This is a genomic window from Streptomyces decoyicus (assembly GCF_019880305.1).
Classification (GTDB): domain Bacteria; phylum Actinomycetota; class Actinomycetes; order Streptomycetales; family Streptomycetaceae; genus Streptomyces; species Streptomyces decoyicus.
The window spans coordinates 3,523,192-3,542,141 of record NZ_CP082301.1 but is presented as its reverse complement, the minus strand read 5'-3'; the positions used below and the strand labels follow the sequence as shown (position 1 = coordinate 3,542,141).

Genomic DNA, 18,950 nt, shown 5'->3' with positions numbered 1-18,950 from the left:
ATGAGCAAGAGCACCACCGACGAACCCGGTCCCCTCCTGGGCGCCGCCGACATCCGCGAGCTGGCCGCCGCGCTGGGCGTCCGGCCCACCAAGCAGCGCGGCCAGAACTTCGTCATCGACGCGAACACCGTCCGCCGGATCGTGCGGACCGCCGGGGTACGGCCCGACGATGTCGTCGTCGAGATCGGCCCCGGCCTCGGCTCGCTGACCCTGGGGCTGCTGGAGGCCGCCGACCGGGTCACCGCCGTCGAGATCGACGAGGTGCTGGCTGCCGCGCTGCCGTCCACCGTCGCGGCCCGGATGCCCGAGCGCGCCGACCGTTTCGCGCTGGTGCACAGGGACGCCATGCAGGTCACCGAGCTGCCGGGCCCCGCGCCCACCGCGCTGGTCGCCAACCTCCCCTACAACGTCGCCGTGCCGGTACTGCTGCACATGCTCGCGACCTTCCCCACCATCGACCGCACCCTGGTCATGGTGCAGTCCGAGGTCGCCGACCGGCTGGCCGCCCGCCCCGGCAACAAGGTCTACGGCGTGCCGTCGGTGAAGGCCAATTGGTACGCGGAGGTCAAGCGGGCCGGCGCCATCGGCCGCAACGTCTTCTGGCCCGCGCCCAACGTCGACTCCGGCCTGGTCTCCCTCGTACGCCGCGACAAGCCGATCGAGACCTCGGCGAGCCGCGAGGAGGTCTTCGCCGTCGTCGACGCGGCCTTCGCCCAGCGCCGCAAGACGCTGCGGGCCGCGCTGTCGGGGTGGGCCGGATCGGCCGCCGCCGCGGAGACCGCGCTGGTCGCCGCAGGTGTCTCGCCGCAGGCCCGCGGCGAGGCGCTGACCGTCGAGGAGTTCGCGCGGATCGCCGAGCACAAGGGACCGGGCGGGGCGCCCGGCATCCGGCAGTCACGGGGAGAGCGCGCCTCAGGGGGAGAGCAGACATCAGGGGGAGAGCAGGCATGACGACCACCACCTCGATCACCGTCCGGGTACCGGCGAAGGTCAACGTCCAGCTGGCCGTCGGCGCCGCCCGCCCGGACGGATTCCACGACCTGGCCAACGTCTTCCTCGCCGTCGGCCTCTACGACGAGGTCACCGCGACCCCCGCCGAGTCCCTGCGGATCACCGCCGAGGGCCACGACGTCGACCAGATCCCCCTGGACCGGACGAACCTGGCCGCCCGCGCCGCCGAACTCCTCGCAGCCCGCCACGGCATCGAGCCGCACGTCCACCTCCACATCACCAAGGACATCCCCGTCGCGGGCGGCATGGCGGGCGGCAGCGCGGACGCCGCCGGCGCCCTGCTGGCCTGCGACGCACTCTGGTCCACCGGCGCCTCGCGCGAGGAACTCCTCGACATCTGCGCCGAGTTGGGCAGCGATGTGCCGTTCAGCCTGGTCGGCGGCGCGGCGCTGGGCCGCGGCCGCGGCGAACTGCTGACCCCGCTGGCTGTCGGCGGCACCTTCCACTGGGTCTTCGCGGTCGCCGACGGCGGCCTGTCCACCCCGGCCGTCTACGGCGAGTTCGACCGGCTGACGGCCGGGACGGACGTGCCGGAGCCGGAGGCGGCCCCGGAACTGCTGGCCGCGCTGGAGTCCGGCGACGCCACCGTGCTGGCCGCGGCCCTGACCAACGACCTCCAGCCCGCCGCCCTCTCCCTGCGGCCGTCGCTGACCGCGACCTTGGAGGCAGGCACCGCGGCCGGTGCGCTGGCCGCGCTGGTCTCCGGCTCGGGGCCGACCACCGCTTTCCTGGTCAAGGATGCGGAGGCGGCAGAGGCCGTCGCGTCGGCACTGCTGGCGTCGGGGACCTGCCGCCAGGTGCGGGTGGCGGAGGCGCCGGCGGTGGGGGCGCGGGTTCTTTAGGGGCTGGGGCTGTTCTCGAAACCGGCGTGGTAGCGATGTCACCCTGGGGTCACAGCCCGCGGCTACGTGCGTTCAGGCCCTACACGGGATCGGAAAGCCCCGGACTGAACGCAGTCCGGGCAGGTTGGGGCCGACAGCCTTTGTACAGGCTGGTGCCTCTGCCGTCTTCGCTACGGCGGTGCGCTACCGGCCTGGCGGCGGGGTGGGCGGTGCCGGCGGGAACGAAGCGGGCGCCCCTGGCTGCTGCTGGTAAGGACCAGGCGGGTAGGCGCCCGGCGCCCCCGGCTGCTGCTGGTAGGGGCCGGGCGGGTAGGTGCCCGGTGCGCCGGGCTGCTGCTGGTAAGGACCGGGAGGCTGCGGCACGAAACCACCGGGAGGCTGCGGCGCAAAACCGCCGGGGACGCCCGGCCCACCGGGACCGCCATAACCGCCAGGACCACCCGGAGGTGGTGCATTACGGCGCTTCTTCTTCACGGTCACCGTGACAACAACCACGATGACGATGAGGAGGACGACCACACCGCCGATGGTGCTGATGATGGCGACCTTGTTGCCCTTGGGCTCGTAATTACCGCCGCTGCTCTTGCTCTTGGCCGGCACCTCGGGCGCGCTCTCGCTGAGAGCAGGCAGCGGCCCGTTCTCCGAGCCTGCGGGAATGTCTGCGGTCAGTGCCTTGAACGGCTTGATGAAGCCGTAGCCGTACCGGGGGTCGGGAAGCTTCTTGCCCTTCATGGCATCCGGCAGACCGGCGGTCTTCACCAGGCGGTTGGCGATCTGGCCGGCGGTCAGGTCAGGGAACTTGGAGCGGAGGAGAGCCGCAGCGGCGGACACGTACGCTGCGGAGTCCGACGTGCCGTTGGCCAGCCTGTACGGGTCCTCGACGCCCGCGGAGCGCACATGAACCCCTGGGGCCAGCAGCTTGATATGCGACCCGTGGTTGGAGTACTTCCAGACCGTCAGGTCGATGTCCACTGCGCCCACGGCAAGGACTCCGGGCACGGCAGCAGGAACGCGAGGAATGTCGGAGTGAGAATTTCCTGACGCCGCGACGACCAGCACATCGCGCTTCCGGGCGTAGGCGACAGCTGCCTTTTCAGCAGCTGATGTCTCCGAGTAGGACTCGAAAGACATGTTGACGACCTTCGCGCCGTGGTCCACGGCATATCTCAAGGGTGCAGCGTATGACACGTCGTCACTTCCGGGGGACTCGCCATCTCCGATGTCAATCCCCACAGGGAGGATCTTGGCGTCAGGAGCCAGTCCCTTTACGCCTGCCGACCCTCCGGGCCCGTGCCCATGGCCGGCGATGAGCGAAGCCATGGCGGTGCCGTGCTCCCGCTCGTCATAAGGAGAATCTGCCGTTCCTGCTCCCCTCTCACTGATGAGGAAGCTTCTTCCGGGAAGCACGTTTCCCTTGAGGTCAGGGTGGCTGCCATCTACAGGGTCGTCGATGACGGCCACCGTGACGCCCTTGCCTGTGGAGACCTTCCACACGTCGTCAGCCCCGAAGGACCTCAACGGCCACTGGTCATGCCTGATCTGGTCTGCCGAAGCAACCGGCGCGGTGCCGAAGAGCAGTGCCCCCACCACCATCGCGCCGCCCACCACACGCAGCGTGCGCGTGAAGTTCATCCCCCTCATACCTTCCTTGCGCCGGTGAGGCCCAGGCGTTTCCGCTGGGCCCCTGCTGGTGCGGCTGAGTTCAGCAGCCGCCTGACTCTTCGTCACTTTGTCCGGCGCACGTCATGAGCGTCACATCATGTCAGCAGGCCGGCACGGCAAAACCACGGCGTACGGATGGGGGCCGCGTGGCCATGTGGAGGGGCATGCCGGTGAGGAACCAGAGCGCCCGGACGACCGGCACGGGCCGATGTACGCGGCCGGCTGTCAGTGGATTAGCTTGCCGGGTGGACTCAGACGCCAGGGAGGCCGGTGTCCTTGACGGCGGTGACGAAGGCCGACCAAGCGGTGGCCGGGAAGACGATGGCCGGGCCGTGGGGGTCCTTGGAGTCGCGGACGGGGACGATGCCGGGGAGGTCGTCGACCACCTCGACGCAGTTCCCGCCGTCGCCGTTGGTGTAGCTGCTCTTGCGCCAGACGGCGGTGCTCAAGTCAATCCGGTTGCTTGTCACTTCGGTAGTCCTCTGCGGCCGCCTCGATCATGGTCAGGGACGCCTCGGGAGCGAGTGCGGCGGCCCTGAGCCGATCGTATGCCTTGCGGTATTTCTTCACGAGAGCCGGATCGTCGATCGTGTCGCCGCTGTACTGCGATTCCAGGTAGGCCAGGGGCGGAGCGTCCGAAAAGGTCGTCAGCTGCAACAAGCCCACCGTCATGAGGGGATGCAGTCCGCAGTTCCACGGGAGGACCTGTGGAACGATCCGGCGCCTCCTTGCCAGCTCCGTGATGCGGTCGAGCTGATCAGCCATCGCGGCCGCAGGGAGGACCGGGCAGCGCCACACGTACTCGGGGAGGATCACCCAGTATTCAGGGCGCTTGTGGTCACTCTCGAAGAGGCGGGTCCTCGCCGTGCGGGCGCTGACCTTCTCCTCCACCTCCTCGTCGGGCGCCAGTGGATGGGTCGCCCGCACCACTGCCCGCATGTACGGCTCGGTCTGCAACAGCCCAGGGATGAGCGTGGGACACCACTCCTCGATGGTCTCCGCGTACTTCTCCGCCTCCAAGACGCGCTCGAAGTACTCGGCATGGCCGGTCCTCCTCGCCTTCCGTACGTCCTCGCAGCGCCGTTGGAAGAAGCCATCCGTCTTGAGCACCTTGTCCACGTGCTCGGCCAGCTCGGCCGGCATCCGTCGTTCGCCGCGTTCGATCTCCCTGAGGTGGCTCGGGCCGTAGAAGCTGCCCTCGACCAGTTGCGAGAGCGTGAGCCCGGCCAACTCCCGCTGGTAGCGCAGCTCCTTGCCATAGAAGGTGGGGACTCCGGCCGAGCCGTCAATGTCCTTGCGTCGTGCCACGGTGCACCGCCGTACGTGTCGCTGGTTCACAGTTGTTGCGGACGGACTCCGGCGGTTCCCCGTATTTCCACTACTTCGCTCCACACAGTCCCCGGACGACGACCGGGAGCCCAACCCCCTTTCACGCTACGCCGCGTCACATCACTCTGTAAGCAGTTCGTTGCTATGCGTACAGAAAGGTCCGGCTCCATGCCCCTCGACCGCTCCCTCCCCGACGACGTACACGAGAGCGCCGAAGAACTGCGCTCCGCGCTGAAGGACAACGGCATCACGCTGCCGTCGCTCGGCGTCGATCTGCCCGGCTTCGCGGGCGTCTACGGCGTCCCGCTCGTCGCCCTCGGTAACTGCAACGCGGCGACCGCCCGCCGCCTCGCCGAGGTTCTCCGCAAGGCGGCCGCGCGTTGAATGGAGTGCCGCGCCCCGTCCGAACGATCCTCGGACGACTGCTGGGTTGGTTACTTCCGGGGCGGGGCGGTCATCGGGCGAGCACCAGTACCGGTGTGCTCGCCGCCACGGCCTGGCTGCCGAAGGCTCCGGCGCGGCGCCGCCTCGTACGCGTCCATGGGGTGCCGCCCGGTCTGCTGCCGCTCTGCGGTGACGGCGGCGGTCTCGTCCGGCCGTACGTCGCTGCCGCGGAGGCGCGGCAGCGTGCGGCTCAGGACACCCGGCGCAGGGAGCTGGAGGAGGCCGTACGGAGGCTCAACACCTGGTCGTCCGGTGGAGGCGGGCGCCGCTGAGGTGTCACGAGGGGCCGGGGCGTTACGCCCCGCCCCGGGCGGCTTCGGCCAGCACCCCGGCCACCAGTCGCCCCGCCCGTACCGCGTGCTCGGCGGTCGTCGGGACGCAGCGGTCCGCCGCCGGGTCGTATGCGGTCATGATCACGCCTGCGTGGTCGGTGTCCGGCTCCTGGAGTGTCACCACCCGGCCCGCGGCCGCCCGCAGCGCCTCGGCGAGGTCGCGGGAGCGGTGGGCGTCCACGACGGCGTCGCGGCTGCCGTGGACGAGGTGGACCGGTACGCCCGGGTCCCGGCCCGCGGCGAGATCGTCCAGCGGCGCGGTCCCGGTGGTACGTGCCGGCAGGTCGTAGCGGCCCGCCAGGCCCACCATCGCCGTCGGCCGCCACCCCTCCACGCTCTCGGGCCGCAGCGCGACGCCCAGCGCTGCCCCGGCCCCCGCCGACCAGCCGGCCAGCACGAACGACTCCCCGTCGCCGCCCAGCCCGCCCGCTTCCTTGCGGACGAAGGCCAAGGACTCCAGCAGGTGCGCCCGGCCGCCGTCCGCGGCATCCGAGCGCCAGTCCGGTACGAGCACCAGCACCCCGAGGGCCGCCGTCGTCCGCGCCAGTGGCTCCAGCACGTCCCGCTCGTCGGGCCCGATGCCGTGCCAGAGCAGCACGGTGGGCGTCGCCCCGGAGGCCCCGGCCGCCCCGGAGGTCTCGGACGCCCCCGCCGGACGGTGGACGTCCAGCCGTTTGCCGCTCGGGCCGTAGACCAGCCCGCGTACCGTCACCGTCTCCACCGCCCTGTCTGCCATGCCCATGTCCGGTGCCATGACGGCACGTTACAACGGCGGCGCGGTGCCTCAGGCGCCCGCGACGGGGCCGGGGCCCCCGCAGGCCGACGGCGGAGCGTCCCGCGGCGGGGCCGGTCATCAATGGTGCACCGTCGTGCACGGGAGCGGCGGCCGGTGCCCGGCCGTTGATCATCCGTTTGCCTGGTCGTTGATCACGCGGACCGCGCCAGGGGCGACGGCCACCCCTGCCAGCAGTACGGCCCCTCATCTCCCGGTACTCGTCTCCCGCACTTATCCACAGGTATTTATCTCTCGGCGGTCCTCCTCCCCACGCCGACTAGGCTGGGAAGGTCGATCGATCTGACGTGCAGGTCGGAAGTGCAGGTCTGAGTGCAGGAGTGAGATGGCCGTCAACCTCGTCAATCTGGAAGCCGTCGGCAAGGTGTACGGAACCCGTGCCCTGCTCGACGGTGTCTCGCTCGGCGTCAACGAGGGGGACCGGATCGGCGTCGTCGGGCGCAACGGGGACGGCAAGACCACCCTGATCCGGATTCTCGCCAAGCTGGAGAGCGCGGACGACGGCCGGGTCACCCACAACGGGGGCCTGCGCCTCGGCGTCCTCACCCAGCACGATTCCCTCGACCCGGCCGCCACCATCCGGCACGAGGTCATCGGCGATCTCGCCGACCACGAGTGGGCCGGCAACGCCAAGATCCGCGACGTCCTGACCGGCCTCTTCGGCGATCTCCACATGCCGGGCTTCACGCACGGCCTGGACACCGTCATCGGCCCGCTCTCCGGTGGCGAGCGCCGCCGTATCGCACTCGCCAAGCTGCTGATCGCCGAGCAGGACCTGATCGTCCTCGACGAGCCCACCAACCACCTCGACGTGGAGGGCATCTCCTGGCTGGCCGGGCATCTGCGCGCCCGCCGCTCCGCCCTCGTCGTCGTCACCCACGACCGCTGGTTCCTCGACCAGGTCTGCACGCGGATGTGGGACGTCCAGCGCGGCGACGTCCACGAGTACGAGGGCGGCTACAGCGACTACGTCTTCGCGCGGGCCGAGCGGGAGCGGATCGCCGCCACCGAAGAGGTCAAGCGGCAGAACCTGATGCGCAAGGAGCTGGCGTGGCTGCGGCGCGGTGCCCCGGCCCGTACGAGCAAGCCCCGCTTCCGCATCGAGGCCGCCAACGAGCTGATCGCGGACGTCCCGCCGCCCCGCGACAACGCCGAGCTGATGAAGTTCGCCAGCTCGCGGCTGGGCAAGACCGTCTTCGAGCTGGAGGACGTCAGCGTCCAGGCGGGCCCGAAGGTGCTGCTCAAGCACCTGACCTGGCAGCTGGGCCCCGGCGACCGGGTCGGCCTGGTGGGCGTCAACGGCGCCGGCAAGACCTCGCTGCTGCGGGCGCTGGCCGACGCGGCCCGTACCGAGGGCGAGGCGCAGCCGGCCGCCGGCAAGGTCGTCGTCGGCAAGACCGTCAAGCTGGCGTACCTCTCCCAGGAGGTCGGCGAACTCCCCCCGACGCTGCGGGTGCTGGAGGCCGTCCAGCAGGTGCGCGAGCGGGTCGACCTGGGCAAGGGCCGGGAGATGACCGCCGGCCAGCTCTGCGAGAAGTTCGGCTTCACCAAGGAGAAGCAGTGGACGCCGGTCGGCGACCTCTCCGGCGGTGAGCGCCGCCGCCTCCAGATCCTGCGTCTCCTCATGGACGAGCCCAACGTCCTCTTCCTCGACGAGCCCACCAACGACCTCGACATCGAGACCCTGACCCAGCTGGAGGACGTGCTCGACAGCTGGCCCGGTTCGCTGATCGTCATCAGCCACGACCGCTACTTCATCGAGCGCACCACCGACCGGGTCCACGCGCTGCTGGGCGATGCCACCCTGCGGATGCTGCCGCGCGGCCTGGACGAGTACCTGGAGCGCCGCCGGAAGGTCGTCGAGGCCGCGACGCCGGTCCCCGCGCAGCAGTCCGCCGCCGCCCCCAAGAAGGCCGCCGCCGTCAACCGCGCCGCCCAGAAGGAACTCCAGAAGATCGAGCGCCAGTTGGACAAGCTCGGGGACAAGGAGACCAAGCTCCACGCCCAGATCGCCGAAAACGCCACCGACTTCGAAAAGGTCGCCGGCCTCGACGCCCAACTCCGCGAACTGAGCACGGAAAAGGACGAGCTGGAGATGCGGTGGCTGGAGCTGGCGGAGGAGGGGTAGGGACTGGGTGTCTGCCCGTGCGGGCCACCCCGCATGGGCTGCGGAGGGCCGCGGGCCAATTCATACCGGCGGGGCCACCCCCGGTTCAGCGGCACGAGGGACCGCTACGACGTCTCTGTAGAGCTCTGCCGTGAAGTCGTTCTCATGGATGCCGAGTTTCCCCATGATGGACCGGAAATATCGAGCGCTGCCGAGTTTCAGCGCAGCGTGGCGAGCAGGCTATGGCCGTGAGCTTTTCGCCATCGTTTCCGGCATGCGATCGCTGAATCTACCCGAATTCACAAGCGTAAACGTCTCCCGGATTGCCCGCGACCATTTCGCAATCCAGCCTTCGAATCGGATTTTGAATTGTGTCGGGTGGGCTGGGTCGGTGGCCCGGCCGTGCCGCAGCGTCTGGCGGCGTAGCCGGGTTTGCCGTTGCGGGACGGACAAGGGCTGTTGAATGGAAGTGGATGTCTGTGGAACTCCTCCCCCCGGGTATTTGGGTTGCTCCGCAGAGTGGAGATCGGGATTTCCTCAATTCTCGGGAAGCTCTATTCTCTACTCTCCCCGGGGTTTCTGATCGAGCATCTTCATCCAGAAAAGTATGCGCGTTTTACCGGGGTCGGCCAGGAATGCGTAGAAGCCTCCGGTGTCGGGCCTGAAGGTAATCATGGACAGCTCGGCACTTGGGTGCCTTTCTAGAAATTCAATCAGAGAGTGCGTCTCATTGTATAGAGATGTCCCGAACTCTGTGCGGCGCAACCTGCGACGATACATATGAAGGAGGGATGCCCTGGAGACTTCTCCGGAATTGATTTCGCACCCGGCTGCTACGGAAGTTGCCAATTCGCCTGTGCAGATCCCTTCAATTTCTGCCTGTTTCAGTAGGTTCGCTAGCTTGGCCTGGTCCATGGCCCTCCATTGAAGCTGATTTCGGCGCCAGAAACTCTTCCCCGTATCATAACTTCTCCTTCGTCATACGGAAAAGAAACGCCGGGAACTCGTGAATACGTGGGTCCATCCGCGTTGGGTATCCTTAGTACGACCCCAGGTCCGTTCCCTCTGTAACTTTCCTCCAAGGCCATATCTTCGTAGTAGGTAGTCCATGAGGTGAATTCGCTCTCTGTGCGCCCACCTGCATGAAGGTCTGGATCTGAATGGCCACCGATGGGTTCAGCAATTCCCTTCTGGGCGTTATTGTACATCCGCTGCCATTCTGATGGGCTGTGCTCGTTGGCATGCCCGACCCCTCGATATAGGTGTGGTTCTTCCGCCGCGTCCCAACTTCCACCATTGCTGCAAGGGCTGAGGCCGAGAGGATCACTGCTGGCGAGAGGGTTTTTGACATACGTGCGGGCGTTGGGGGCCGGACGCAGGCCAAGCGGATCGGATGTGATATAGAATCCGGCCGCCGGATCGTAGAATCGATGGAAATTGTAGTGCAGCTGCGTTTCTGGGTCGAAGCATTGCCCTGGAAACCGCAAGGGCGTGTAGGCCGTAGCCCCCGAGTTCCAAGTGGTCGAACCCCAGAGAGTAGGTCGCGACTGCCAGGCCACGTCACCCGAGTCGGAAACAAGTTCGATAGGCGTCCCTACTGTGTCTGTGACGATAGCGAAGAAACGCTGGTCAATGATCTCTTGAGGGGCGCCAGCCATCTCCCGCACCGAAATCTTGCGTTCAGTTTGGGTGAGCGGCGTTAGTCCTTTGTGGTCCCAGGCGAGAGTGATCGCCTCCCGGGCGCCGGAACAATTGGCGGTTTGCTCGGCGAGGGTGGAGCTGTCCCAAGTGAAGTGGGTTTGCTCCGCGACCGTCGAAGTGTCAGCCAGGCGTTGCTTCGCTATGCGACGGCCGAACGGGTCGTAGAGGTAGCGCCAGGTAGCTCCGTCGGGGGTAATGACGGTAGTGAGGCGGTCTTCGCTGTTCCAGGCGTACCGCCAGGTGTCGGGTTTGCGGGAGAGGCGGGTTTTTTGGCGGAGGATTACTCGGCCGAGGGCGTCGTGTTCGTAGCGGATGGCGCCGGCTTTGGTGATGCGGGTGCCGGTGTAGGCGCGACTGCCTCGGGCGGAGGGATTAGCGTGCCGGTCGGGCCAGGTGGCGTGGGCTTGGTTGCCGGCTTCGTCGTAGGCGTAGGCCTCGGTCCAGTCGGTGGCGTGGACGGCGGTGACGCGGCCGGCGCGGTCCAGGTCGAAGGTGCGGCGTCCGGTGTGAGAGTCGTCTATCGCGATGAGGTTGCCGTCGGGGCGGTAGGTGTAGCCGCGGTGGAGGACCCGTTGTGCTTCGGCAGCGGCAGGGTTCGGTGTCCGGGCTGTCCTGGTGGGGGACTGGAGCCTGTCGGTGCCAGCTGTGGTGAGGGACTGGGTGGTGAGGCGGCCGGTGGGATCCCAGGTGTGGGTGAGCTGGAGATGGTCGCCGATGGTCCGGGTGAGTTCTTGGCCGGCTGCGTCGTGGTCGAAGGCTAGGACATGGCCGGCGATGTCCATGGCGGTGCGGTTGCCGGCGGCGTCGTAGGTGTAGGTGGTGGTGTGGCCGGTGGGGGTGGTGCGGGAGATGCGGCGGCCCAGGGCGTCGTAGGTGAACGTCATGGTGCGGCCGTTGACCGTTTCGGCGGTGACGCGGCCCAGGATGTCGCGGGTGTAGGTGACGGTGGCGTCCGGGTTGGCGGCCTCGCGGAGCTGGCCGTCGGAGTCGTGGGTGTATGTGGTCAGCAGCCCTGCGGCGTTCTTCTCGGTGATGCGGCCGAGCGTGTCACGGGTGTAGGTCGTCACCTCCCCCAAGGCGTTGGTGCGAGTGGCCAGTTGGCCTGCGGCGTCGTGGGTGTAGGCCAGGACGCGGTCGTCGAAGTCGGTCTCGGAGATGAGGCGGCCGGCGCCGTCGTATCCGTAGTTCCAGGTGAGACCTTGAGGGTTCGTGACCTGGGTGAGGCGGAGTTCGGTGTCGTGGGTGAACTCGTGGCGGACGCCGTCGGGGTCGGTGCGGGCCGTGAGCAGGTCGAAGTGGCTGTACTCGAAGCGGGTGGTCTGGCCGATGGCGTCGGTGTGGGTGAGGCGGTTGCCCTCGCCGTCGTAGGTCCATTCCTCGGTGGCGCCGGTCGCGTCGATGCGGGCTGCCAGCTTTCCTTCGACCGTCCACAGCATGTGGGTGGTCTCGCCGAGGGGATCGGTGACGGAGGTGGTGCGGCCGAAGGCGTCGCGGCGGTAGTGGGTGGTGGCGCCCAGTGGATCGGTGACGGTCAGGGGCAGACCGGCCTCGTTGCAGTAGAGGCGGGTGGTGTTGCCGAGGGCATCGGTGACCGAGGAGACGTGGCCGCGAGGGTCGTGCGTGTAAGTGGTGGTGGCGCCGGTGGGGTCAGTGGTGGAGGTCAGGTTGCCGGCGGCGTCGTAGGTGTGGGTCCAGGTGGTGCCGTCCGGACCGGTGGTGGTCAGGGGCAAGCCGAACTGGTTGTAGCTGGTGGTGGCGGTGGAGCCGTCGGGGAGGGTGACGGTGGTGGGTCGGCCTTCGCCGTCGTAATCGATGTGGGTGGTACGCCCCAGGGCATCGGTGGTGGACAGGATGCGGTGCTTGGCGTCGCGGACCGTGCGGATGGTGGCGCCGGTGGGGTCGGTCTCCGCGACGATCTGGTGGCGTTCGTTGACCTCGTAGCGGGAGTCCTGGCCTTGGGAGTTGCGGAAAAGGTTGGTGCGCAGGCCCGTTTCGGGGTCCGGGTCGCCCCAGGTGAACTGGGCACGGAGGTGGCCCGCTATGCCGCCCTGGGAGGTGCAGCGGTCATCGTCGTCGTAGACGTAGGTGTAGCTGCTGTTGTTGGTGTCGGTCCAGGACGTGATCCGGCCGTGGTCGTCGTAGGTGAAGCGGAGCGGGAGGCCGGAGGAGTTGGTGGTGGTGATGAGGTTGCCGGCGTCGTCGTAGCCGTACGTCATCAGGAGTTGGTCGGTGCCGTCGGGGGCTGCGCCGGCGAGGTGGAGGGCGGTGATGCGGCCCTCGTCGGTGGTGAGCAGGAGGCGGTAGCCGGCGCTGTGGGTGATGGCGGTGGGGGTGCCGTCTTCGGTGTAGTCGAAGGTGTGGTGGTTGCCGCGGCGGTCGGATATCTCGTCGAGGACGGCGAGGTCTTCGGTGCAGGTGGTGAAGTAGCGGCGGGTGCCGGTGACCGGGTCGGTGAGGAGGTAGTCGCCGTCCGGGGTGCGCTCCAGTGGGTGGCCGTCGCCCTCGGTGGGGAGGGTGGGCACGCCGACGGCCGGGTGCGGGTAGAGCAGGAAGTTGCCCTCCTCGCCGATGAGGATGACGCCCTCGGCGTCGATCTCCAGCCGCTGGTCGACGGTGCTCATCCACGTCGGACCGAACCAGCGGCCGGTGCGGTAGGACGACTCGAAGGTGCGGGTGAAGGTGAGGGGGAGGCTGCCGGGGAGGGTGATGTCGGTCTGCGGCAGGATCATCCGGCCGGTGGCCATGTCGATGGGATCGTTGCCGAAGGTCTTGCACCAGGCGGTACGGGCCCGGTCCATGACGGTGCGCTTGCCGCCGTCCTTGACGGCCGTCCGTGCGGCCCCTTTGGCCGCGTCCTTCGCCCCCGCCTTCAGCGCGCCCTTGCCGATGGCGCCGGCGCCCTTGCCTCCGATGAGGTTGGCGATGAGACCTCCACCCGCGTCCCATGGGTCGCTGCCCCAGCCGTCGCCGAGCATCCCCTTGGCCAGGCGGCCGGGGTGGGCGGCGGTACCGGCCAGGCCGAGCGTGGTCTTGGCGACGTTGGCCAGGTACATGTGGGGGTGGGCGAGGTTGTACGGCTCCGCCGGGTTCAGGGTGCGGGCGAGGTTGACCGTTTCGACAACGGCCTTGCCCGCGCCACCGACGACGTGCATCAGGTTCATGCCGCCGCCCACGATGCCGTCAGCGACGTCGAAGGCCGCCTCAGTGGTGAACTTCGGTGCCTGCGGGGCGTGTTCCAGTGCACCCTTGAGGGCGTGCTGCGCCTTCTCCGCGGCCTCGTTGCGCTGGCTGCGGGCGTTCTTGAGGATGTCCTGCGCCGCCTCGCGATCCTGGTCAGCGGGGTCGTGGAAGTCACCGGGCTTGTCGGGCTTGGGTCCCGGGTCGGAACCCTCGTCCCGTGCGGCGTTATATGCGTCTGCCTTGGCGTTGTACGCGTCGACCGCGTGGCTGTACGCCTTGAACGCCTTCATGGTCTTCTTCTCGGCCGCGCGCCATGCGTCGATGGCCGCCTGAGCCTTCTTCTGCGCCCAGGAGACCGTATCCGCGTAGGAGTCGAGGGCCTTCCACGCCGCCTCACAGGCGTCCGCGGTGCGCATCCACTGTTTGGGGTGTACGTCGAATTTCTCGTGGAAGCTGTCGGCGGCCTTTCCCTTCCACGATCCGGCGTCCAGTTTGCGGATTCCCTGGCCGACGCGCTCGAAGGCGGCGTAGAAGTCCTTCAGGTGCGCGGCGGATTCATTGATCTTCGCGACGTCGCCGTGGATCAGCTCCTTGGGGTCGTCACTCTCACCCAGCTGCCGCTCAGCGACCTGTGCGCCCAGCGCATCGGCGACGTCGTCACCGGCCGAGCGGACGGTCTTGGCCGCGCCGTCCGCACCGACGTAGTCGAGTGCATCGGCGGTCATGTCCGTGGCGGAGTCGACGGCCTCGCCGGCCGCTTCCTTTACGCCGTCGACGGCGTTGCCGACCGTGTCGGCCGCGGAATTGATGCCGTCCTTGACGTCCCCGAGCATGTCGCCGAGACCCATCGGTTCTCAACCCCCCAGTTGTGCTGTGCAGCAGTGGATGTGCAGTGGTGGCGGTGCAACGGAGACTCAGGATCCGTCGTGGTCGTTGGCCTGCGCCTGGCTGTCACGCGCCATTTTCAGTGGCCGCATGGCCCAGTTGTGGTCCGCGTCGCCCGCCCACTTGGACGTCAAGAAGTCCTTGCCCGTCTGGTCCGCCGCTTGCTCGACTTCATGAAATGCCTTGCGGGCTCTGGCCGAGCTGGGGTCCCAGTCCGCGTCCTCGAACTGGGTGACCGCGTTGTCCTCGCGGACTTTCTTCCACGTCCGGTGCTTCAGCTGTTCCTCCGTCACCGTCGGGTCACCCATCAGCAAGGCATTCGCCCCGACCTTCAACGTCGTCGAAACGTACTGCTCCTGCTCGTGATAAAGCCCGGCGGTCAAATCAAGACGGCGCGCGAATTCGTTGGCCTCATGAATGAGCAGACGAACGCCCCAGCCCCAGCGTTCACAGAACGAATCGAATGTGGAACTTACCTCGGAATGTCCGGCCTCCATGCCGGAGAGAGCCAGCTTGTCGAATCCCTGGCCGAGTTGGGCGCTGGTGTCGAAGCCCAGTTCCTTCAGTTCCGCGATCGCGTCGTGGATGCCCTTGGTGACCTGCTTCAGGGCCTCCGGGTCGAGCTCGTAACCTTCGGCGGATGTCATGCCGCACCCCCGGCCGTGGGTGCTCCGGGTCCGCTTTCGGTGTGCTCCGGCTCGGTGAGGCCGACCGCCACCGAATCCGGGACGATGCCACTGACCGGCGGAAACACCATCGCCTGCTCGCTGCCCGCGTCCAGCACCACGCCTGCGGGCCCCTCGATGGCGGGGATGACGACGTCCAGGAGGCGCGCACCGACGGCGCGGACGTAAGGCAGCTCGGCCTCGGGGTCGGCGCCCCGGGACACGGCGAAGTCGGCCAGTTCCTGCTCGTCGGAGAAGGCATACAACCAACGGATACCGGTCAACTCGGCCGACATGAGGGAGTCGTTGACAACCGGCACCAATAGCGACGTCCGGCGCAACTCACCCACCAGTGCGGCTGGATTCGGATGTCCTGCATGCGCTGCCGCTACTTCGTCGGCCAATGACATGACGGATCGCTCCCTCCCCCGTTTTTCTCCTCAACTGCCGAACCTACTTTCGCATATGGCACTGACAGTGCCGGCAAAGGCGCTTCGGCGAAAAACCGGCCGCTGGTTCTTTTTAATTTCAACAAGGATGGGTGGCGTGCGAAGAGCGGAATGGTGGCGGACTCGCCTGTGTGTGGTCGGGCCTGCTCGCTATTGGATCGCCTCAGGGGGCCTGCGGCCCTCAACTCTCCAAGGGGGCCGGCCGCCTTCCGCCGGTACGTCGCCCTGCGCGCTCTCCACCCGCAGGCCCCGGTTCGCGAACGTCCCGCAGGCGCCCGGGAAACGCCCGGCGCAGCGCCTTGCGACCGGCCCTGCGCCGCGGCTCAGACAGGGCCCGACCGCCCCGTAGCAGCGGCAACCAGCCCAGATTGGCCGGGATTCCAGCATTCCGGGGGCTTCTTCCCGGTAGGGGGCGCGCTATCGCAGCCGAGCGTGTAGCTTCCCGGGGACAAGCGGCCCGGCCGGGGGCCGCGCCGGGGCCCGCCGGGGTGGAGGGGGTTGCTCGATGGGCGTGCGGCTCATGGTGGTCGACGATCATCGTCTGCTCGCGGAGGCGCTCGCCTCGGCGCTGAAGCTGCGCGGGCACCGTGTCCTGGCGGCGGCCGCGCCGAGCGCCGGGGCCGCGGAGCTGGTGGTGAGCCGGGCGCCCGAGGTGTGCCTGCTGGGGACCGCCGCGCCCGCCCGGCCCGGCGCCTTCGACCCGGTCGTACGGATCAAGAAGGAGCGGCCGCAGGTCGCGGTGGTGGTGCTGGGCCCGGTGCCCAGCCCGCGCGGGATCGCCGCCGCTTTTGCCGCCGGTGCCTCCGGTTACGTCCGTAACGACGAGCGGATCGAGGGCGTGGAGCGCGCCATGATGAAGGCGCGGGCGGGGGAGTCGGCGGTCTCGCCGCAGCTGTTGCAGCAGGCCTTCGAGGAGCTGCTGCACCCCGCGGCGCAGCCCGACGACGAGGGCGCGCGGCTGCTGGAGCTGCTCACCCCGCGCGAGGTCGAGGTCCTCATGCGGGTCGCGGACGGCGAGGACACCCGGCTGATCGCGGCGGGGATGGAGATCGCGCCGAGTACGGCGCGTACGCATGTGCAGCGCGTGCTGATGAAGCTGGAGGTGGGGTCACGGCTGGAGGCCGCGGCCCTGGCGGCGCGTACCGGGCTGCTGGACCGGGCGGCGGGCGGCCGTGCCGCACGCGCCGCGGCGGGAGCGGGCCCGGCGTCGGGGCCGGGGCCGGGGCTGGAGCCGGATGATCCGCCTCCGCCCCCGCTGTCGCAGTAGGCGTGTTCCGGGCCTCCGCCCCAGCCCTCTCGCTGTCGCGGTAGGCGTGTTCCGCCCCCGCCCTCGCAGTGGCCGTCTTCCGCCCCCGCCGTCCCAGTGGCGAGTTCCGCCCCCGCCGTCGCAGTAAGCGTGCTCCGCCCCCGCCCCGCCGTCGCAGTACCCGCGTTCCCCTCAGCCCTCGGCGGCCCCTTCCTCGGTCGCGGCCTGTAGTTCCTCGGCCGTCGGCGGGACGGCCGGCCGCAGCTTCAGCCATATGAGGAAGAAGAGACCGAGGGCGAGCATGCCCAGGCCCGTCCACAGGTTGATGTTGATGTCCTGGGCCTTCTTGAGGTCGGCGTCCGAGGCCGTCAGGCCGGCGATGGTGACGATCACGCCGTAGACGACGAACAGGCCGCCGATGATGCGCCGTACGTCGAAGAGTCGCGCGGCGGTCGCGGACTCGCGCTCCAGCTCCTCGACCTCGTGCTGGTAGTCACTCATGGTGCGTCAACTCCGCTGGTTCAGGCAGGTTCAGAAGGAGAAGGGGATGTAGCAGACGGCGGCGAGGACGACCGCACCCCAGCCCAGCAGGGCCGGCTTGCGGTACCAGGCGTCGTCACCCTCGGCCGGCAGTTCCTCCATGCCGGGGGACCGCGATCCGTAGACCAGGCCCGCCAGCGAGGCGGCCGGCTTGGGCTTGGTGACCAGGGTGACGAGGACCATCACCAGCGCGCCGACGACGAACGCCACGATCGAGGAGACGAAGTTGGCGCCCTGTTCGGAGGGGATCGCGATGATGCCCTGCTTGTAGAGCCAGAAGTAGTTGATCATCGCGGCGACCGTGCCGGACAGCAGACCCCAGAAGCCGGCCGCGGCGCTGGTCCGCTTCCAGAACATGCCGATGATGAAGACGACGAACAGGGGGACGTTGAAGAAGGAGAAGAGCGTCTGGAGGTAGTTCATGATGTTGCTGAAGGACGAGGCGATGAAGGCCGTGCCCATGCCGATCAGCACACCGACCGCGGTGACCACGCGTCCGGTCTTGAGGTAATAGCGGTCCTCGCAGCCCTTCTTGAGGTACGTCGCCCAGATGTCGTTGGTGAACACCGTGTTGAAGGACGAGACGTTGGCGGCCATGCCGGCCATGAAGGCGGCGAGCAGGCCGGTGACGGCGATGCCCAGCACGCCGTTGGGCAGCAGGTCCCGCATCAGCACCGGGATCGCGTCGTTGTACTGGAGCCCGTCCTTGGACTTGCCCAGCGTCGGCTCCATGACCAGCGCGATCAGGCCCGGGACGACCACCACCAGCGGGATGAATATCTTGGGGAAGGCAGCGATCAGCGGGGTGCGCTGGGCGGCGGAGAGGTTCTTCGCGGACAGCGCGCGCTGCACCTCGGCGAAGTTGGTGGTCCAGTAGCCGAAGCTCATCACGAAGCCGAGGCCGAGGACGATGGTGAGCCAGTTCGCGCCGAGCGGGTTGGCCTCGCCGATGCCGGTGCCCTTCCAGGCGGTGAGGAAGGCGTCGCCGTGCGAGGAGTTGAGGGAGTCCGTCAGGCCGTCCCAGCCCCCGACGCGCTTGAGGCCGACGATGGTCAGCGGGATCAGCGCGGCCAGGATGACGAAGAACTGGAGCACCTCGTTGTAGATCGCCGAGGAGAGGCCGCCGATGGTGATGTACGCGAGGACGAAGGCGCCGGCCACGACGATCGCGACCCACTGCGGCCAGCCGAGCAGCGCCTGGAGCACGATCGCCATGGCGTACAGGTTCACGCCGGCGATCAGCACCGAGGAGACGGCGAAGATGACCGAGGAGAGGAGATGGGAGGAGGGGCCGAAGCGGTGCAGCAGGAACTCGGGCACCGAGCGGACCTTGGAGCCGTAGTAGAACGGCATCATCACCAGGCCCAGGAAGACCATCGCCGGGATGGCGCCGATCCAGTACCAGTGCACGGTGTAGGCCCCGTACTGCGCCCCGTTGGCGGCCATACCGAGGATCTCGGTGGCGCCGAGGTTGGCGGCGACGAAGGCGAGGCCGGTGACCCAGGCAGGCAGGGACCGCCCGGAGAGGAAGAAGTCCAGGCTCGTCTTCACGCTGCGTTTGGCCGCGAATCCGATGCCGAGGACGACGACGAAGTAGATGGCCAGGATCGTGTAATCGAGCCCGTTGGTGGGAAGCCGTAGCCCTTCGGCCAGGGTGATCATGGGCGACTCATTTCGCGGGTCCGGAGGCGCGGCCCCCGGAGGACACATCTTTGTGCGATCGGAACGCACAAAAACGTACGCGCGGTCCTCGCGAAACTGAAT

General features: G+C 68.4%; 15 protein-coding genes. 6 read left to right on the top strand and 9 right to left on the bottom strand.

The window, feature by feature from the left end; genetic code table 11:
- On the top strand, nt 1-951 hold the full coding sequence (rsmA, locus tag K7C20_RS15395) for a 16S rRNA (adenine(1518)-N(6)/adenine(1519)-N(6))-dimethyltransferase RsmA (protein WP_078953231.1): 951 nt from the start codon (nt 1-3) through the stop codon (nt 949-951).
- Entirely contained in the window at nt 948-1,853 is a 906-nt protein-coding gene (locus tag K7C20_RS15390) for a 4-(cytidine 5'-diphospho)-2-C-methyl-D-erythritol kinase (protein ID WP_053209355.1), read from the top strand. Before rsmA ends, K7C20_RS15390 begins: the two co-directional genes overlap by 4 nt.
- Nucleotides 1,854-2,036: 183 nt before the next feature.
- Here K7C20_RS15390 and K7C20_RS15385 read toward each other — a convergent pair whose 3' ends face one another.
- The 3 genes from K7C20_RS15385 to K7C20_RS15375 all read right to left on the bottom strand — a co-directional run bounded on the left by K7C20_RS15385 (nt 2,037) and on the right by K7C20_RS15375 (nt 4,823).
- Nucleotides 2,037-3,458, bottom strand: a complete 1,422-nt coding sequence (locus K7C20_RS15385; RefSeq protein ID WP_246655303.1) for a S8 family serine peptidase — start codon at nt 3,456-3,458, stop codon at nt 2,037-2,039.
- 308 nt (nt 3,459-3,766) lie between these two features.
- Nucleotides 3,767-3,964 carry a DUF397 domain-containing protein gene (locus tag K7C20_RS15380; RefSeq protein ID WP_030082588.1) on the bottom strand — a complete coding sequence of 66 codons (198 nt, stop codon included), beginning with the start codon at nt 3,962-3,964 and terminating at the stop codon, nt 3,767-3,769.
- A gap of 1 nt (nt 3,965) precedes the next feature.
- Entirely contained in the window at nt 3,966-4,823 is an 858-nt protein-coding gene (locus K7C20_RS15375; protein ID WP_030082586.1) for a helix-turn-helix domain-containing protein, read from the bottom strand.
- A gap of 189 nt (nt 4,824-5,012) precedes the next feature.
- Between K7C20_RS15375 and K7C20_RS15370 the strand changes: the two genes are divergently transcribed.
- Together K7C20_RS15370 and K7C20_RS15365 are read left to right on the top strand one after the other, a co-directional pair.
- Entirely contained in the window at nt 5,013-5,228 is a 216-nt protein-coding gene (locus tag K7C20_RS15370; RefSeq protein WP_030082584.1) for a hypothetical protein, read from the top strand.
- Nucleotides 5,229-5,323: 95 nt separating this feature from the next.
- Nucleotides 5,324-5,560, top strand: coding sequence for a hypothetical protein (locus tag K7C20_RS15365; protein WP_030082582.1), 237 nt, complete (start codon nt 5,324-5,326; stop codon nt 5,558-5,560).
- Between the two features lie 22 nt (nt 5,561-5,582).
- Here the strand turns inward: K7C20_RS15365 and K7C20_RS15360 are convergent, their stop codons facing one another.
- Complete coding sequence (locus K7C20_RS15360; RefSeq protein ID WP_053209356.1) at nt 5,583-6,374, bottom strand: alpha/beta hydrolase; 792 nt, start codon at nt 6,372-6,374, stop codon at nt 5,583-5,585.
- Nucleotides 6,375-6,738: 364 nt separating this feature from the next.
- Between K7C20_RS15360 and K7C20_RS15355 the strand changes: the two genes are divergently transcribed.
- On the top strand, nt 6,739-8,541 hold the full coding sequence (locus tag K7C20_RS15355) for an ABC-F family ATP-binding cassette domain-containing protein (RefSeq protein ID WP_030082578.1): 1,803 nt from the start codon (nt 6,739-6,741) through the stop codon (nt 8,539-8,541).
- Between the two features lie 875 nt (nt 8,542-9,416).
- On the opposite strand, the gene K7C20_RS15350 is transcribed toward K7C20_RS15355, so the two are convergent.
- The 3 genes from K7C20_RS15350 to K7C20_RS15340 form a co-directional block, all read right to left on the bottom strand.
- Nucleotides 9,417-14,249 (bottom strand): putative T7SS-secreted protein, encoded by a 4,833-nt coding sequence (locus tag K7C20_RS15350; protein WP_078953233.1) that lies wholly within the window; start codon nt 14,247-14,249, stop codon nt 9,417-9,419.
- Between the two features lie 66 nt (nt 14,250-14,315).
- Nucleotides 14,316-14,933, bottom strand: coding sequence for a hypothetical protein (locus K7C20_RS15345; protein ID WP_048829561.1), 618 nt, complete (start codon nt 14,931-14,933; stop codon nt 14,316-14,318).
- Entirely contained in the window at nt 14,930-15,361 is a 432-nt protein-coding gene (locus tag K7C20_RS15340; protein WP_030082574.1) for an SseB family protein, read from the bottom strand. The genes K7C20_RS15345 and K7C20_RS15340 overlap by 4 nt, the downstream gene beginning before the upstream one ends.
- A 544-nt stretch (nt 15,362-15,905) precedes the next feature.
- Between K7C20_RS15340 and K7C20_RS15335 the strand changes: the two genes are divergently transcribed.
- Nucleotides 15,906-16,667, top strand: coding sequence for a response regulator transcription factor (locus tag K7C20_RS15335; RefSeq protein WP_053209357.1), 762 nt, complete (start codon nt 15,906-15,908; stop codon nt 16,665-16,667).
- 171 nt (nt 16,668-16,838) lie between these two features.
- On the opposite strand, the gene K7C20_RS15330 is transcribed toward K7C20_RS15335, so the two are convergent.
- Both K7C20_RS15330 and K7C20_RS15325 read right to left on the bottom strand, forming a co-directional pair.
- On the bottom strand, nt 16,839-17,147 hold the full coding sequence (locus K7C20_RS15330; protein WP_053209358.1) for a hypothetical protein: 309 nt from the start codon (nt 17,145-17,147) through the stop codon (nt 16,839-16,841).
- Nucleotides 17,148-17,177: 30 nt separating this feature from the next.
- The gene (locus K7C20_RS15325; protein ID WP_030082569.1) at nt 17,178-18,848 is read right to left on the bottom strand and encodes a sodium:solute symporter family protein; all 1,671 of its coding nucleotides are present in this window, start codon (nt 18,846-18,848) and stop codon (nt 17,178-17,180) included.
- Nucleotides 18,849-18,950 lie beyond the last annotated feature (102 nt).

Coding starts and splice junctions, on each gene's coding strand:
- rsmA (WP_078953231.1), top strand. CDS start 1: ATGAGCAAGAGCACCACCGACGAACCCGGTCCCCTCCTGGGCGCCGCC.
- K7C20_RS15390 (WP_053209355.1), top strand. CDS start 948: ATGACGACCACCACCTCGATCACCGTCCGGGTACCGGCGAAGGTCAAC.
- K7C20_RS15370 (WP_030082584.1), top strand. CDS start 5,013: ATGCCCCTCGACCGCTCCCTCCCCGACGACGTACACGAGAGCGCCGAA.
- K7C20_RS15360 (WP_053209356.1), bottom strand. CDS start 6,374: ATGGCACCGGACATGGGCATGGCAGACAGGGCGGTGGAGACGGTGACG.
- K7C20_RS15355 (WP_030082578.1), top strand. CDS start 6,739: ATGGCCGTCAACCTCGTCAATCTGGAAGCCGTCGGCAAGGTGTACGGA.
- K7C20_RS15350 (WP_078953233.1), bottom strand. CDS start 14,249: ATGGGTCTCGGCGACATGCTCGGGGACGTCAAGGACGGCATCAATTCC.
- K7C20_RS15345 (WP_048829561.1), bottom strand. CDS start 14,933: ATGACATCCGCCGAAGGTTACGAGCTCGACCCGGAGGCCCTGAAGCAG.
- K7C20_RS15340 (WP_030082574.1), bottom strand. CDS start 15,361: ATGTCATTGGCCGACGAAGTAGCGGCAGCGCATGCAGGACATCCGAAT.
- K7C20_RS15335 (WP_053209357.1), top strand. CDS start 15,906: ATGGGCGTGCGGCTCATGGTGGTCGACGATCATCGTCTGCTCGCGGAG.
- K7C20_RS15330 (WP_053209358.1), bottom strand. CDS start 17,147: ATGAGTGACTACCAGCACGAGGTCGAGGAGCTGGAGCGCGAGTCCGCG.
- K7C20_RS15325 (WP_030082569.1), bottom strand. CDS start 18,848: ATGATCACCCTGGCCGAAGGGCTACGGCTTCCCACCAACGGGCTCGAT.